Here is a 15394-nt window from a genome sequence, read left to right on the forward strand (position 1 = left end):
GGTACTCCCTTTTGTAACTGGCGAATAAATGTATGCCACAAAGGACATACCTTCTACTTTATTAACGCCAAACCAGTGTAATTGAAAAATCGTTGTTGGTGAGATTTTGAGCTAAAATAGCAACATTTCTCATTTAAATAAAAACATCTCTGTTTTCAAATACACTGAAAACCAAAGCAGAATTTTTTTATGAAAATCGTTGTATTCAACAAACCTTATGATGTCCTATCTCAATTTCGTGAAGATAGCGCGCATTTGACTGTTTCTAGTTTTATTGCAGATCCTGAACTTCGTATTGCAGGACGTTTAGACTTGGATTCTGAAGGCTTAATGTTTTTGACAGACCATGGTGGTCTGAATCAATACATTACCCACCCAAGTAATAAAAAATATAAGACCTATCTGGTTCAGGTCGATGGTGACATCACCGAAGATGCCTTGGAAAAATTGCGTAAAGGTGTTGAGCTTGCTGATGGCCTTACCCTACCCGCCCAGGCAACAAAAGTTGAAGAACCAGAATGGCTATGGGAGCGAAATCCACCAGTCCGCTTTCGTGCCAGCATTCCCACCTCATGGGTTGAAATTTCAATCTGTGAAGGCCGCAATCGTCAGGTTCGCCGCATGACTGCCACGGTAGGATTTCCAACATTGCGTTTAATCCGTACACAAATCGGTTCAATTAATTTGGTAAAATTAGGCTTACAACCTGGAGAGCAAAAAGAAATTGAACCTTTACTATATCCAGATTTTAAAGATGTGCCTGAAGACAAACCTTATCGCTCACGTTCATATGTAAAAAAACCAGGTGGAACTGGCGGTAAGCCAATCCATCATAAAAATAAAGATGGTGACAAGAAAGCGTCAGATAAGAAAAAATCTGGTACCAAACGTATCTGGCAAATGGATGAAGATGAAAAGCCACGTCGTAAGACCAATGGTACAACTCGTCCAAACACCAAAAGCCGTGGACGCAGAGCCCGCTAATCAATTGATAGATTACATTTTTTAAACCTATGATTTTTAATCAATTGGTTAACATAATGGTTTCTAAATTCTGGAGACCATTTAATGCTTAAAATATTACTTCCACTGGTTGGACTAGGTTTCTCCACATTTTGCCTTGCTCAGAATCCATTAAGTGTGCATGTACTTAGCCTCGAAACGGGCTTACCCTCTGCCAATGTAAACGTTACCCTAGAAGCTCAGCAAAAAGATAAATGGGTCGAGATTAATCACGGTACAACAGATGATAATGGCCGTATTGCAGCATTGTATCCCGAAGATAAACCCCTAGATAAAGGCATTTATCGGGTGACGTTTAAAACGGGTGAGTGGTTTCGGCAGAAAAACCAACGTTCATTTTTTCCAGAAGTTCCTGTGGTTTTCGTGATTGATGGATCGCTCGAACACTACCATATTCCACTATTAATTAGTCCTTATGGCTATTCAACTTATCGTGGTAATTAAATTTGAGCGCTTTTTACGTTCCCAATTACGATGCAAAATCAAATAAAAAACGATGCCTAGGCATCGTTTTTTATTCAAAATCAATCAGCTTTACTTATACAGTTTCAAGTGTTGAATTAAATGTTGCACTTGGACGCATCACTGCATTTGCTTTTGCAGGATCAATTGCATAGTAACCACCGATATCTGCCGCACTACCCTGTACTTGAGATAGCTCTGCAATAATTTTTTCTTCATTATCCGCTAAAGCTTGTGCAAGTGGTGCAAATTTGGCTTTCAACTCTGCATCTTCATCTTGCGCTGCAAGTGCTTCAGCCCAATACAATGATAGATAGAAATGGCTACCACGGTTATCCAGCTCGCCAGTACGACGTGAAGGAGACTTATCATTGTCAAGTAGCTTGCCTGTTGCCTGATCTAAGGTTTTTGCAAGTAACTTGGCACGTGCATTGTCTTCTTTGATGCCTAACTCTTCCAAAGATACAGCAAGCGCAAGGAACTCACCCAAAGAATCCCAACGCAAGTGGTTTTCTTCTACCAGTTGTTGTACGTGTTTTGGTGCTGAACCGCCTGCACCAGTTTCGTACATTCCACCACCTGCCATGAGTGGCACAATAGATAGCATCTTGGCTGAAGTACCCAATTCCATAATTGGGAACAAATCTGTGAGGTAATCACGCAAGATGTTACCTGTGACAGAAATCGTATCTAAGCCACGTACCACACGTTCAAGTGTGTAACGCATTGCACGAACCTGTGACATGATTTCAATATCAAGACCTGTTGTGTCATGCTCTTTCAAGTAAGTTTGTACTTTCTTGATCAATTCATTTTCATGTGGACGGTACGGGTCAAGCCAGAAAATGGCTGGCATACCAGAGTTACGTGCACGAGTTACAGCAAGTTTTACCCAGTCACGAATCGGTGCGTCTTTCACCTGACACATACGCCAGATATCACCTTCCTCAACATTTTGAGAAAGCAACACTTCACCTGTTTCAAGGTCAGTAATATTGGCAACACCTGCTTGTGGAATTTCAAACGTCTTATCGTGAGAACCGTATTCTTCAGCTTTTTGTGCCATCAAACCTACGTTTGGTACAGTACCCATGGTTTTCGGGTCGAAATTACCATGCCATTTACAGAAATTAATCATTTCTTGGTAAATACGAGCGAAAGTTGATTCTGGCATCACGGCTTTAGCATCATATTGCTTGCCATCAGCACCCCACATTTTACCGCCTGCACGGATCATCGCTGGCATGGATGCATCAACAATAATGTCATTTGGAGAATGGAAGTTGGTGATTCCTTTTGCAGAATCGACCATGGCAAGTGCAGGACGATGCTCTTGACAAGCATGCAAGTCTTCAATGATTTCTTCACGTAATGAAGTTGGCAAAGTTTCGATTTTCTCGTAAAGACCCGCCATACCATTGTTTACATTGATGCCTAGCTCATCAAATAATTTGGCATGTTTCTCAAAAGCTTCTTTATAGTAAATTTTGACACAGTGACCAAATACAATTGGATGTGACACTTTCATCATAGTTGCTTTCACGTGCAACGAAAATAAAATGCCTGCTTCACGGCAATCATCGAGCTGCTTTTCATAAAAATCGCAAAGCGCTTTTTTGCTCATAAACATTGAGTCAATGATTTCACCATCAAGCAAAGCTACTTTTGGTTTAAGCACGATGGTTTCACCGCTTTTTGTAACCAACTCCATTTTGACGTTACGTGCACGATCAAGTGTCATTGATTTTTCACCATGATAGAAGTCACCTTCTTCCATATGTGATACATGCGTTTGTGACCATTGCTTCCACTCGCTCATTGAATGCGGGTGTTTTTTTGCATAGTTTTTCACTGCCGCTGGGGCACGGCGATCAGAGTTACCTTCACGTAATACAGGATTTACTGCTGAGCCCAAGCATTTACCATAACGTGCTTTCAGCTCTTTTTCTTCTTCTGTTGAAGGATTTTCTGGATAATCTGGAATCGCAAAACCTTTCGATTGAAGCTCTTTGATACAAGCAGTAAGCTGTGCAACTGAAGCACTGATATTTGGTAGCTTGATAATGTTTGTATCTGGATCTTGTGTGAGACGACCAAGTTCAGCCAAATTATTCGGTACTTTCTGCTCATCGCTCAAGTACTCAGGAAATTCTGCAAGCACACGTGTCGCAACAGAAATATCACTTTTCTCAATTTCTATGCCAGCAGGCTTAGTAAAAGTCTCAATGATCGGCAGCAGTGAGTAAGTCGCTAATAGCGGCGCCTCATCGGTCAGTGTGTAAATGATTGTTGACTTTCCACCAGCCATATATTTCTCCTGCTTTGGATTGAGTTTTTTTAGGAGCGAGAATCAAGATTCACTCCTTGGAACCGATTAGCTTATTTAAAACCCAGAGAGTATCCGCCCTCATCGCATTTCAGTCAACGTAATATCCAGTGATACCAACATTTCGAAAATAAATAATGTTCGATAATCAGATTTTCAAAAAAGATACCTCACAAAAAAAAGACGCTTTACAGCGTCGTTTTCTCTTTCGGTTTAAATCAGCTTTAGACTTTTAACCAATGATCGGCTTTGGATTGATCCTGCACGACCAGTTCAACTTCTGCCAAATTTATTGTTGAACGCTCTACCTCAAATGACATCAGCTCATCTCGACGGAACGCAAGTATTGTGATTATCCCTTGCTGTTTTGCATAAGTCGCCAGTAATTTTTCTGATGCTTTTAAACCATCAATCGCAATAATAACATCTTGTGCAGACAAACCTGCTGTTGCAGCAGCACCATAACGATTCACTTGCTGAACCATTACACCTTCAGGCTTATCCTGCAATTTCATGCCAAACGGCATTTTTTTATCATGCTTTAAAGCATAGCTCAGGCCGAATTCAGGAAATAATTGATCCAGTGGTAGCTCATCTGTCGTATTAATTAAATGATTAATTTGCTCAATCCAGCTATCGCCAGTAAGCTGTTGACATAACTCAAAGATGGTTCGCTCATTGACCTGCACACCTTTCTCAGTATTTTGATACAGTAAGCGTAATAAAGCATCAAGGCTTGATCCACGTAATCTCAGGCCTAAGTCAAGGCAGAGTGCAACTAGACAGCCTTTATTATAGTAACTTGTTCCTGCATTATTTGAGTTTTCATCCTGACGATAAAACTTGATCCATGCATCAAAACTTGACTCTGCAACTGATTGAATTTGGCGTCCAGGATTTTGCAAATAACGATCAATCTGTGCTTTAAGCAATTTCAAATAAGACTCTTGCGAGATGACACCACTACGAAGCAAAATCAAGTCGTCATAATATGAGGTAAAGCCTTCAAAAATCCACAACAGCGAGGTATAGCTCTCCTGATTCAAATTATATCGCGCAAAATTTTCTGGACGAATAAACTTGACCAACCATGAATGAAAATATTCATGACTACACAATCCTAAAAAGCGTTGATAATCTTCAGATGGCTCTTCAGGTTCATTTAACTTTGGCAAATCTGTTCGTGGAATAATCAAACTTGTGCTATTGCAGTGCTCAAGCCCACCATAACTATTCCCTGTCGCCATGGTCATAAAAGTATAATTTTGGAAAGGTGCTGAACCAAATAATGCTACTTCTGTCGCACAAATTTTTTCTAAATCATTTTTTAAACGTTCGGTATTGGTTGCATGTATTCCAGAAATCACCATCTCGTGCGCGATGTTACCCGCTTCAAATGAAAAACGAGTTTGCTCAGCAAGCTCAAATGGACTGTCAATCAGTTGATCATAATTTTCAGCCTTCAGTGTAAAACGACCTTTCACCAAACTTTTTGATGGCAAACCAGTCGCAAGCTGAAAATGCTTTAACTCTTGTGGTAAAAATAATTCAACTTCACACGCTTTTTCTTCCTGACCACCTAAAGCAAGACAAACACAGGCAGGATTAATATATAGACGAGTCTGATCGACATATGCACCACGAACAGAAAGATCATAGGCATAGGCATCATATTCAACGGTAATCAGCTCATGATCGGTATTGAATAATCTCCAACGATTTTTTTGTTGTTTTTTAATTTCTAATATCCGGCCTGCTTCATCATACGCCTGAACCGACTCGATATGTTTGGAAAATTCACGAATCAGGTAGCTTCCTGGAATCCAAGTGGGTAACCAAAGTTCCTGATTCGGATCAGCAAGAAAGCGTAAAGTGACATGAACAAGGTGCTGACGATAATCGTCGAATTCGATTTGATAATGCAACATGATTCTGTATCGGAATAAGCAAGATAATTCCTAGCTTAGCATTTTTTTACAAAGTCTTGCGTAGTTGTCGTATTTGTCTGCAAAAGTCACTAGCTATAGCCGTAAAAAAGGCATAGCATGCGTGTGTTTTTGCATTTCTCGCTAGAGCATGGCGACCCAAGGTGACCACGTGAGACTCTTTTTTTCTATCTTATCTTTATTCAGTCTGCTATGTGCTTCTGTTGCGCATGCCAATCTGCTTAATATCGCGCCAGAAAGCGTCGAAGCAGAGGCATGGAGTATTGTTGATGCGCAGTCTGGACAAATTATTTCAGAACATAATAGTCACATTCAACGTGCACCCGCATCACTCACCAAAATGATGGTCGCCTACATTACATTAAAAGAATTAAAGGCCGGAAAACTGCATAAAACCGATATCCTGACCGCGACACCTGTGGTGAATATGGTGATGTGGGATGAATCGCAAATGTATTTAAAACCAGGCGAACAAATTTCAATAGACCAACTCTTGGCAGGCCTTATTGTTATGTCAGCCAATGATGCGGCGGTGACCTTAGCAGAACGTATTTCTGGTAATGTTCCAGACTTTTTGAAGCGTATGAATCAGGAAGCTCAGGCATTGGGAATGAAAGATACTTATTTTTCAAATCCTGCTGGTGTGACCATGCCCGATCATTATTCAACATCACATGATTTGGCACTGCTTGCGCAAGCTATTGTGAAACAAACTCCTGATTACCTGAGCTACTCCAAACTACCAAGCTTTTCTTATCAACAACGCTTTCATCGTGCGACCAATCTCGCACTGAAAATTGACCCGACTGCCGATGGCTTAAAAACAGGCTATACCAAAGCGGCGGGTTATAATCTGGCACTAACAGCAAAGCGCCCGACCATGAATGTCGATATACCAGACCGCCGTATGATTGTTGTAGTATTAGGTACCAAAAATGCACATAAGCGTGCAGAAGTGGCCAATAAACTCATGAACCTTGCTTATGCATACACGCGCGATGAAGAAGTCATTAAAAATAATCAAACGATTGCAGAACTCCCTGTGATTAAATCGACTTTAAAAATGTTTAAGGTCGAAACACACCAACCGACTGTTGTGACCACGTCACTTTACAATCAGCCACAAGCCATTGACCTAAACAATTTTGATAATGTTACCCAACGTTTATATTTGCCACTTGGAAATGGTCAAAAGCAGCTTCTTGAACCACTTGAAACGACAAATACACGTATTAATGTAGAATTAAACGAACAGCAATTAACTGCACCTCTAATGAAAGCGATTAATCTGGCGACAATACAAATCTACCAAAATAATCAGCTCATTCACAGTGTACAAATTGCAGATAATGTACATATTGAAGAAGCTAATTTCTTTCAACGCTTTTTTATGTGGGTCAAAGGAATCTTTAGCTTTTTTGGTCACGACCAGCAGACAGCAAAGCTTTACCCTTTACATTAATGGTATCTAAACAGACTTTTAAAGGTAGCTCATGAGCTACCTTTTTTATCATCAAAAAATTTTGTCTTTGATAGATCAATTTCATCAAATGATCATTAAAAAATTAGAAAATCGCATTGAAAACATAAAAAATGCCCTTATTTAAGAAAAAATGAGCGCTTAAATGTGAAATTTGTGAGTTTTTACGATTTTTAATCTACAAAATTCTTTTTTCACTTTATGATGTGACCTTAAATTGATTGAATGGATCAACAAACATGACTGCTATTGCAAATAACCACGTGGTTTCATTCCACTACAAATTGACAAATGCTGAAGGTGAAACTCTTGACCAGTCTCAAGGCGAACCACTTGCATATTTGCACGGTGCAGGCAACATTATTCCTGGTTTGGAAAATGCATTAACAGGTAAAGCTGTTGGTGACAAATTTACTGTCAACGTTCCTGCTGCTGAAGGTTATGGCGAATACAACCCAGACCTAGTACAGGAAGTTCCAGCACAAATGTTTCAGGGTGTTGAAAACATCCAGCCTGGCATGCAATTCCAAGCTCAAACTGATGACGGCGTTCAGATCGTTACTGTGAAAGCTGTAGAAGGTGACAACATCGTTGTTGACGCTAACTTCCCACTTGCTGGCCAAGATTTAACGTTTGAAGTTGAAATCGTTGAAATCCGTGATGCATCTCAAGAAGAGCTAGATCACGGTCATGTACACGGTGTAGGTGGTCATCACCACTAATCTGGAAGGTTTTTCCAGTCAAGGCAAAGTTTTTACTTTGCCTTGCTTGTTTTTGAAGATTTTTTCTGACCTAAAAATAAAAATCGTCCCAATTACCAACAGGCTCTATTTTTTATTTAAAAACTCAACATAATAAAAAGTACTCATCCCTTCACAAAACCCTCACTTTATACCTTCTAAAATTATTTTATTGTGATATCGCTTATTTAAAACTTTATAAATCTAAGAGTATTTAAAGGTCTTACCAATGAATCAATTGATCTGGTTTCGAAATGATCTACGTTTAAATGACCATGCTGCTTTATGGCATGCAACTCAAGCAGGCAGCACGATTGCCTTTGTTGCTTTATCGCCTTTACAATGGCAACAGCATGATGATGCAATCATTAAAATTGACTTTTATATGCGCCAGCTTACACAGCTCAAACAAGAGTTAAATACAATCAATATTCCTTTAATTGTACAGATCATTCCCTTATGGAAAGATATAGCGACTGAAATTATCTCTATCTCAGATCGTTATCATATACAAGATGTCTATGCCAATATTGAAACTGGCATCAATGAAATTGAACGTGATCATGCTGTTCAGGAAGCACTGAGTAAAATTGGAAAAAATCTGATTTTATTTCATGACAAAACATTATTTCCATTGGGCAGTATTAGAAACAAAAGTCAGGCACCTTATCAGGTGTTTACACCATTTAAAAAAACATGCTATGAACGATTGAATATAGACATCCCCAAGTGTTTCCCTTATCCACACAAACAAAAGCAACAACCAGAAATTGCAAAAAAAGAAGCGGCTATTCCTTCTCTCAAACAACTTGGATATTCCCAAATAGATCAACACATTCAGAATGAATGGCCAATTGGTGAAACTTTTGCTTTAAATTTGCTTGAAGACTTTACGCAAGACAAGATCAATCGTTATCACGAATCACGTGATTATCCTGCACAGGATGGAACTAGCCATATCTCTGCGTACTTAACCATTGGGATATTATCGATTCGTCAATGTATTCAAGCTATTTTTCAGAAGCAGCATGGTCAGTTCTTTCTTAACAATAAGGGTCAAGAGATTTGGTTAAATGAATTACTCTGGCGCGAATTTTATCAACAGCTTCTATTCGACTTCCCTAAATTGTCACGTCATCAGCCTTTTCAGGATCATACCAAGAATATTCCATGGAATGAAAACGATGAGCATTTTGAAGCATGGATACAAGGCAAAACAGGTATTCCTATCGTTGATGCAGGCATGCGTCAATTAAAAGCAACGGGTTGGATGCATAATCGGGTTCGAATGATTTGTGCAATGTTCCTCAGCAAAAATTTGCTTATCGATTGGAGAAAAGGCGAAAAATGGTTTATGCAACATTTAATCGATGGCGATCTCGCTGCAAATAACGGTGGATGGCAATGGAGCGCTTCAACAGGCACTGATGCTTCGCCTTATTTTAGAATTTTTAATCCAGTCACTCAATCACAAAAGTTTGATCCAGAAGGCGTATTTTTAAAGAAATGGATTCCTGAACTCAAACATTTAGATAGTAAACATATTCATGATCCATATGCATATCAGCATAAAACTGAATTGAATTACCCTAAGCCGATTATTGACCTAAAAGCCACTCGAAAAAATGCGATTGAAGTGTTTAAAAAAAGTAGCTCATTATAATCAACTTACTTGAGAATATTAATTGTATAAAATTTATGATTATTGAATAGAAATGTTAATTTTACATGTTTATTTAAGTATTCATTATTTTTTATGTCAGAATCAAAAATATTAATCTATAACAACAATACCGATCAAGATGACAAAAACCAATCAAAGCATCCTACTTTGGGTGATCATTGCCCATATTTTCATGGCTATTATTGCTTATGAATGGCTTCCTGCATCTTTTCGGGGGAGTTGGATTCTTCTTCTGATTTTATTAATTGCAGGCAGCTTCTTAAGTGTAGGCTGGTCACTCATTTTAGGTTTATTTGCATTCATCTGTATTTCTATTTATTTTTTACTTGATCTTGCAAATCAGACCTATATCGAACGCCAGTTATTATTATTGTTTCTTATTCCTTTGACCCCTATTTTTTTAAGTGCTATTAGATACAACCTGCTTTCACATTCTGATCATCTTCAAGAATTGGAGTCTTACCAAAGAAATACACATAATGATATTTTTCCTTTATCCAGTCTTTCTACATTTGAAAGAGAACTGTGGAAAATACAAGATAATATCGATACGCAAAATTCTTATGAAATATTTCATATCAAAATTCAGAATAAAACGCTCATTCAGGAAATGTTAGGTAAAGATATCTGGAAAAATACTCAGAATAAAATTCTTGAAGCTCTTGCTTTTGAAAATAATGAATCAACCTTCCACTTCGCAGATCAAGAACTTGAGTCTATTCAAAGTATTGTGATTCGTAATGATCAAACCAATTCACCAGAATTTATTCAAAAGTTAAAAGATATTACTACGCTACGATTAGAAATTACCCATTCCACACAGTTTTTTAAAGAGACGACACTCCCAGATCAGGAGAATGTCTAATGGCTATACTTTTAAATGTATGCGGTTTGATTCTTATGACGCAAACGGCACCTGATGTGACGTTACAGCAGTTTTATCAAAAATATTATCAGTGCCATATTGATACTAATGTACAACCCAATCAGAAACCCTGGCCGTCCTCTCAGGACATATCCATGTTCTTTCCAGAACCGAGAGAATGGTGGCCAATTTTTACTGTAGACCAACTAAACTCACCAGGCTATAAACGCATCATCAAACAAGGGATTAAGCCTGGCATTCTTTTACCTAATGAATATTTCAGATTCAAAACATACTGGAAAATCAAAAATGCTGTCTATGAAGGTGCTATCCCTGTCGCCTTATTTGAATCGGATCATCCCTATTACTTTGGCGCAAAAGCAACATTCTCTACAGCAATCGGCTTACGCCCGTTAGCAGCATTACTCAAAACTGGATGGGATCCAAATTTAAATACACTTCCTGCTGGTACTTATATTATTCAAAGCCAGAATAATGATACGCTTCCTTTACCCACCCGAGAGATACAATCTAATCAGCATTATTTTTATCATGCTCAAGAAAAATCTGAACAAGGTAACGGTTATCAGGTCATTATTAATCCATCAGCCGACATCGATTTAAATAATATTCGCTATCCTCATCTGGGTGTTTCATGGAATTTTAACCATATTTTATATACCAGCACTCCCATTGAAATTCAAACCAGCCTTTTAGGTTACCTTTTTATATTTGGCAGTATTGTCGTCATTCCTTTAGATATTATTTTAGGCAGCCATTATCCTGACTTATTGAGTACCTTCGGTAGCTCAATCTCCTGGATTTCATTACTACTCGGCGGTGTCCTGCTTCTGATACTGGTTATTTCAATTATTCGCAGGATAAGAAAAAATGGAACCAATTGATATTCTCTTTCTGTTTGGCTTTTTAGGTATCTGGATTCCGCAAACCTTCTGGGCGTGGCTCAGTTTTCAGGCATGGAAATATTCTAAAACAGCAGAAAAAGAACTCCAAAACCTTCCTGTTCCCGAGAGATGGCCATTTCTAAGTGTTCTGATTCCTGCCTACAATGAGGGTGTGGTCATTGAAGATACGCTTCATGCAATTGCTGGACAAGACTATCCTGATCATGCCTACGAAGTGCTATTAATTAATGATGGTTCTAAAGACAATACGCTTGAAATTGCTGAGCGAATGGCAAAGATCTACCCATGTATCAAAATTGTCAATGTGCCAAAAGGCATGGGAGGCAAAGGTAAATCCCGAACACTCAATAATGGATTGCCCCATGCAAAAGGTGAACTGATAGTCGTATATGATGCAGATAGTACACCAGAACCTAATTGTGTGCGGCTACTGGCACAAACGCTTCTTGCCGACGCTAAACTTGTTGCAGTGAATGGCAAAGTACGTACACGCAATTGGCAAGACAGCATACTGACCCATTTTATTGCCATTGAATTCATTTTCTTTCAGTGGATATTTCAGGGAGGACGCTGGCAACGTTTTGAATTATCCACCCTGATGGGAACCAATTATGTTATTTGGCGTGAAGCATTAGAAACACTTGGAGGTTTTGATGAAAAATCATTAGTTGATGATACAGAAATGAGTTTTCGGATTTTTCTTGGCACAAAGCGAATTAAATGGGTTCCTTATGCTATTGGCTGGCAACAAGATCCCCCCTCTTTGCAAGTCTTTGTTAAACAACGTTCACGTTGGACTCAAGGCAATTTCTATGTCACTCACAAATATCTTCCTGTCGCATTAAAAAACCCTTATCCCATCGGGATTGAAATTTTTAATAACATCATGTGCTATATCCTGTTTGTCCCTGCATTATTGTGGAGTCATATTACCTTAACGCTTGGTCTACTAGATATCGCAGGTGTAAGTGTCCCTGGCCCATTCACACTCCTGTGGCTCTTATCATTTTGCTTATATGTTGCACAAATGTGGTTTACGCTCTCTTTAGAGAAAGCCCCCAGACCGCTCTATTTCTATTCTGTGATTTCATATATCAGCTATTCACAAATATTTCTTTTTATTGTTTTTAAAGCTGCCTATGAAATGATCAAAAATAAGATACAAGGCAACTCACTGCAATGGTATAAAACAGAACGGAGTAAAGAGAAGAAAAAATGAAAATACTTAATCCCTTAAATCATTCCTTAAAAATATTAGTCATGGCAGGATGCATGTATTTGTCTCATGCATCGCATGCCGAAATCTGGCAACTTCCAGATATTAGTACTTCTTCTCAATACACAACTGAACCGCACTTCTTTTACGTAGGCAAAGGAGCACAATGGCGTAGCGCAAAGTTTACCGCAAATTATTCGACCGAATACTACACCACTCTTGTCGTCAAATATGACGATAAATTAATTTATAACACCACTTTAAACGGCTCTGGCATATTGTCATTTGATATCCCCGCAAGTCAGAGTGGTTTTCATCGTTTAGACTTCATCCTGCAACAGTATTCTCCTCCCATTAAACGCGATACCAATACCAATAACTTTTGTAATGAAGAAATAGATCAGGTTACCTACGTAACCAATTCACAAATTGAATATAGCTCTGAACGCTCAATATTTCGCATACAGGATTTACCTGACGCTTTAGTCAATCCACAACTTGTTCGTGCTCAGCCATTTATAGGACTATTAGAATACGATCAAAATAATAAATTTGAGGCTGCTATGCTTGCCCGTCTTGCAACATCAGCAAGCTCAGTGACGCCAATAGCCTGGTATGAAATGAATGTTCCTGAGCAAAAAAATCAATTACCTAACTTTATATTAAAAATTATTCACTCGGCTACTCCATTACCGAATGGTGCGACCGCACATCTGGGCACAGATAATGCGCAAGAAATTCGTACATTAACCATTCGTTACCATAGAAATGAGGAATTACTGGCGGCCATTAATGGATTGACGAATCCAGTCTATTTACGTCAGATCGCAACCTCTGATGCTTCATTTCCAGTGAATTTATCTCCTCCTCAATGGGCTCAATTAAAGCAAATCAATACGCTTGCAGACCTTGGTTTTTCTGATTTTAGGCTTGGTCAAGGAAGTAAATCATTATTTCTAGATTTTCCATCAGTATGGCAACCTACAGATATTCTTCAAGGTCAACTCGCTTTACGCGTTCAAAGCGGATTAATTGAAGGCTCAAATATTACGACGTGGATTGATGATGGTCTTGCAGGTAGTATGAAGCTTGCAGATTTGGCTTCTGACCCCGTTAATCGTCAGTTTAACTTTTTCGCCAAATCAATCTCAAACTCAAATACATTCGATTTCAGAATCGAAAGCTCAATTATTGCCAATTCTCAATGTCTTCCAACAGCGAATGGTTCAATCTGGATTGATACCCAACGATCTACCGTCAATCTTCCTCATAAACTTAAAAATGGTGTCGCTGCACTGTCTATGGCGCTTGCGACTGCGCCTAATATTGCAATTGATCATCAAGATGGCTCACTTGGTATGGCAATTATTGCTACCCAAGTGGCGAAAAAGATGCTGCTGAGCAATGGAGCAGTTCCTCTCAATATCGTTGACTACTCATCCAATAAAGATCGAGTCCTTGATATCCAAGTCAATAAGAAAATGTATGACCAGCAGCTTAGCTTACATCAGGATATTATTTATCAGCCTACGGCAGGTTATGGTTACATTGTCAGTTATGATAAGAAACGTTTTAGTATTCTTACAGATTCAACTGAAGGCGCTCAAAACTTCATAAATAGTTGGGGCAAGATCCAACACAATATTCCAAATAATGTGACAAAGCTTCTTGTCTCTGAAAATGGTAATTTATACACGCTACAAAAACTGATCGTTGGAACTCAAAAAACACCTTTAGTGCAACAATCATCATTTATTATTGTCATCTTGGCAATTTCATTATTGATGCTTATTGCCATAATATTCTGGTTCTGGCGAAACCGTAAACATGCGAAATCCAATGAAAATGATTAAAACACGTTATATTAAATATATTTTAATCGTTTTAGCACTACTCAATATTGCAGCGTGCGGGATCAAAATGAAAGTCCATGATCCCGCGCAGATAAAGGGTATTTTCTGGCAACCCGATCTTGATACGACTCCACCCAAGGGAAATTGGCATCTTTTAGGTGTCAATACCTTTGTTCCCCAGTGGTCTATTGTCGATTCAAAAAGCTGGATTTCTGAAATAGATCACACTGAACGATGGAACAAGTCGATTAGTCTTTCTCAACTCAGAAAAAAACTTTGGGCAAAAAATATTATTTTGGGAACGGCTGGTGAATACAATGAACCCAAAGCACGTCAAAATGTGATTGCTTTAGGTGCTCAAGCCGAAAAATTAATCCATCAACACTTAGATGTACAAGGCTATTACTTTCCTGTAGAAGCAGATCCAAGTTGGCAACAGGTTCATTTACTTGGCAAAGTTCTCGAGAAACTTCCAATCCCTTTCTGGGTCAGTATTTATAGCGGTGAAGCCAATCCATCCCATTATTCTTTATGGGTTAAAAGCTGGCTTCCAGAAAAAGATAAAGTTTTTTTTCAAGACGGCGTTGGAACTGGTGTTAGAACCCCCCAACAAGCACTCAATATCTATAATGATTTGGAAAAAGATTTAGGTAAAAATCGTACTGCAATCGTTCTTGAAGCATTTCGTCCAGATCACAAAGGCGGATTTCGATCCGCCTATCCATGGGAAATTATTCAACAATTAAAAGCATATGAAGGTAAAACTGTCTATATTTTTGATGGTCCTCATTATTTAAATCGCACCTCTGTTTTAATTATTTCACTCTGGTATAAAGTCTATTATGCAAATTCGCATCCAAATAAAGCCTAATT

At 38.6% G+C, this 15394-nt stretch carries 12 protein-coding genes; 10 read left to right on the forward strand and 2 right to left on the reverse strand.

Annotation, left to right across the window (positions count from 1 at the left end):
• The first annotated feature begins 189 nt into the window (after nucleotides 1-189).
• A complete protein-coding gene (locus F952_RS09270; RefSeq protein WP_004926168.1) occupies nucleotides 190-984 on the forward strand; it encodes an rRNA large subunit pseudouridine synthase E in 795 nt (264 codons plus the stop codon).
• An 84-nt stretch (nucleotides 985-1068) separates the two neighbouring features.
• Nucleotides 1069-1467 carry a hydroxyisourate hydrolase gene (gene uraH / locus F952_RS09275; RefSeq protein ID WP_004926169.1) on the forward strand — a complete coding sequence of 133 codons (399 nt, stop codon included), beginning with the start codon at nucleotides 1069-1071 and terminating at the stop codon, nucleotides 1465-1467.
• 94 nt (nucleotides 1468-1561) lie between these two features.
• Here uraH and F952_RS09280 read toward each other — a convergent pair whose 3' ends face one another.
• Nucleotides 1562-3793, reverse strand: coding sequence for an NADP-dependent isocitrate dehydrogenase (locus F952_RS09280; RefSeq protein WP_004926171.1), 2232 nt, complete (start codon nucleotides 3791-3793; stop codon nucleotides 1562-1564).
• 242 nt (nucleotides 3794-4035) lie between these two features.
• Nucleotides 4036-5739 (reverse strand): M61 family metallopeptidase, encoded by a 1704-nt coding sequence (locus F952_RS09285; RefSeq protein WP_004926174.1) that lies wholly within the window; start codon nucleotides 5737-5739, stop codon nucleotides 4036-4038.
• 169 nt (nucleotides 5740-5908) lie between these two features.
• Here F952_RS09285 and F952_RS09290 point away from each other — a divergent pair, with 169 nt between their 5' ends.
• From F952_RS09290 to F952_RS09325, 8 genes are all read left to right on the forward strand, one after another.
• Nucleotides 5909-7219, forward strand: coding sequence for a D-alanyl-D-alanine carboxypeptidase PBP6B (locus tag F952_RS09290; protein ID WP_011182234.1), 1311 nt, complete (start codon nucleotides 5909-5911; stop codon nucleotides 7217-7219).
• Nucleotides 7220-7476: 257 nt separating this feature from the next.
• Entirely contained in the window at nucleotides 7477-7959 is a 483-nt protein-coding gene (locus F952_RS09295) for an FKBP-type peptidyl-prolyl cis-trans isomerase (protein WP_004926184.1), read from the forward strand.
• 247 nt (nucleotides 7960-8206) lie between these two features.
• The gene (gene phrB, locus F952_RS09300) at nucleotides 8207-9640 is read left to right on the forward strand and encodes a deoxyribodipyrimidine photo-lyase (protein ID WP_004926186.1); all 1434 of its coding nucleotides are present in this window, start codon (nucleotides 8207-8209) and stop codon (nucleotides 9638-9640) included.
• 133 nt (nucleotides 9641-9773) lie between these two features.
• Nucleotides 9774-10526, forward strand: a complete 753-nt coding sequence (locus F952_RS09305; protein ID WP_370458623.1) for a hypothetical protein — start codon at nucleotides 9774-9776, stop codon at nucleotides 10524-10526.
• Nucleotides 10526-11431: a hypothetical protein gene (locus F952_RS09310; RefSeq protein ID WP_004926192.1), complete on the forward strand. Its 906-nt coding sequence runs from the start codon at nucleotides 10526-10528 to the stop codon at nucleotides 11429-11431. The genes F952_RS09305 and F952_RS09310 overlap by 1 nt, the downstream gene beginning before the upstream one ends.
• Nucleotides 11418-12671, forward strand: coding sequence for a glycosyltransferase family 2 protein (locus tag F952_RS09315; RefSeq protein ID WP_004926194.1), 1254 nt, complete (start codon nucleotides 11418-11420; stop codon nucleotides 12669-12671). The genes F952_RS09310 and F952_RS09315 overlap by 14 nt, the downstream gene beginning before the upstream one ends.
• On the forward strand, nucleotides 12668-14521 hold the full coding sequence (locus F952_RS09320) for a hypothetical protein (protein WP_004926196.1): 1854 nt from the start codon (nucleotides 12668-12670) through the stop codon (nucleotides 14519-14521). The genes F952_RS09315 and F952_RS09320 overlap by 4 nt, the downstream gene beginning before the upstream one ends.
• The gene (locus F952_RS09325; protein WP_017385157.1) at nucleotides 14508-15392 is read left to right on the forward strand and encodes a hypothetical protein; all 885 of its coding nucleotides are present in this window, start codon (nucleotides 14508-14510) and stop codon (nucleotides 15390-15392) included. Before F952_RS09320 ends, F952_RS09325 begins: the two co-directional genes overlap by 14 nt.
• The last annotated feature ends 2 nt before the right edge of the window (nucleotides 15393-15394 follow it).

The sequence above is a fragment of the Acinetobacter baylyi DSM 14961 = CIP 107474 genome (genome assembly GCF_000368685.1).
Classification (GTDB): Bacteria; Pseudomonadota; Gammaproteobacteria; order Pseudomonadales; family Moraxellaceae; genus Acinetobacter; species Acinetobacter baylyi.

Coding starts and splice junctions, on each gene's coding strand:
- phrB (WP_004926186.1), top strand. CDS start 8,207: ATGAATCAATTGATCTGGTTTCGAAATGATCTACGTTTAAATGACCAT.
- F952_RS09315 (WP_004926194.1), top strand. CDS start 11,418: ATGGAACCAATTGATATTCTCTTTCTGTTTGGCTTTTTAGGTATCTGG.
- F952_RS09285 (WP_004926174.1), bottom strand. CDS start 5,739: ATGTTGCATTATCAAATCGAATTCGACGATTATCGTCAGCACCTTGTT.
- F952_RS09325 (WP_017385157.1), top strand. CDS start 14,508: ATGAAAATGATTAAAACACGTTATATTAAATATATTTTAATCGTTTTA.
- F952_RS09270 (WP_004926168.1), top strand. CDS start 190: ATGAAAATCGTTGTATTCAACAAACCTTATGATGTCCTATCTCAATTT.
- F952_RS09310 (WP_004926192.1), top strand. CDS start 10,526: ATGGCTATACTTTTAAATGTATGCGGTTTGATTCTTATGACGCAAACG.
- F952_RS09295 (WP_004926184.1), top strand. CDS start 7,477: ATGACTGCTATTGCAAATAACCACGTGGTTTCATTCCACTACAAATTG.
- uraH (WP_004926169.1), top strand. CDS start 1,069: ATGCTTAAAATATTACTTCCACTGGTTGGACTAGGTTTCTCCACATTT.
- F952_RS09280 (WP_004926171.1), bottom strand. CDS start 3,793: ATGGCTGGTGGAAAGTCAACAATCATTTACACACTGACCGATGAGGCG.
- F952_RS09320 (WP_004926196.1), top strand. CDS start 12,668: ATGAAAATACTTAATCCCTTAAATCATTCCTTAAAAATATTAGTCATG.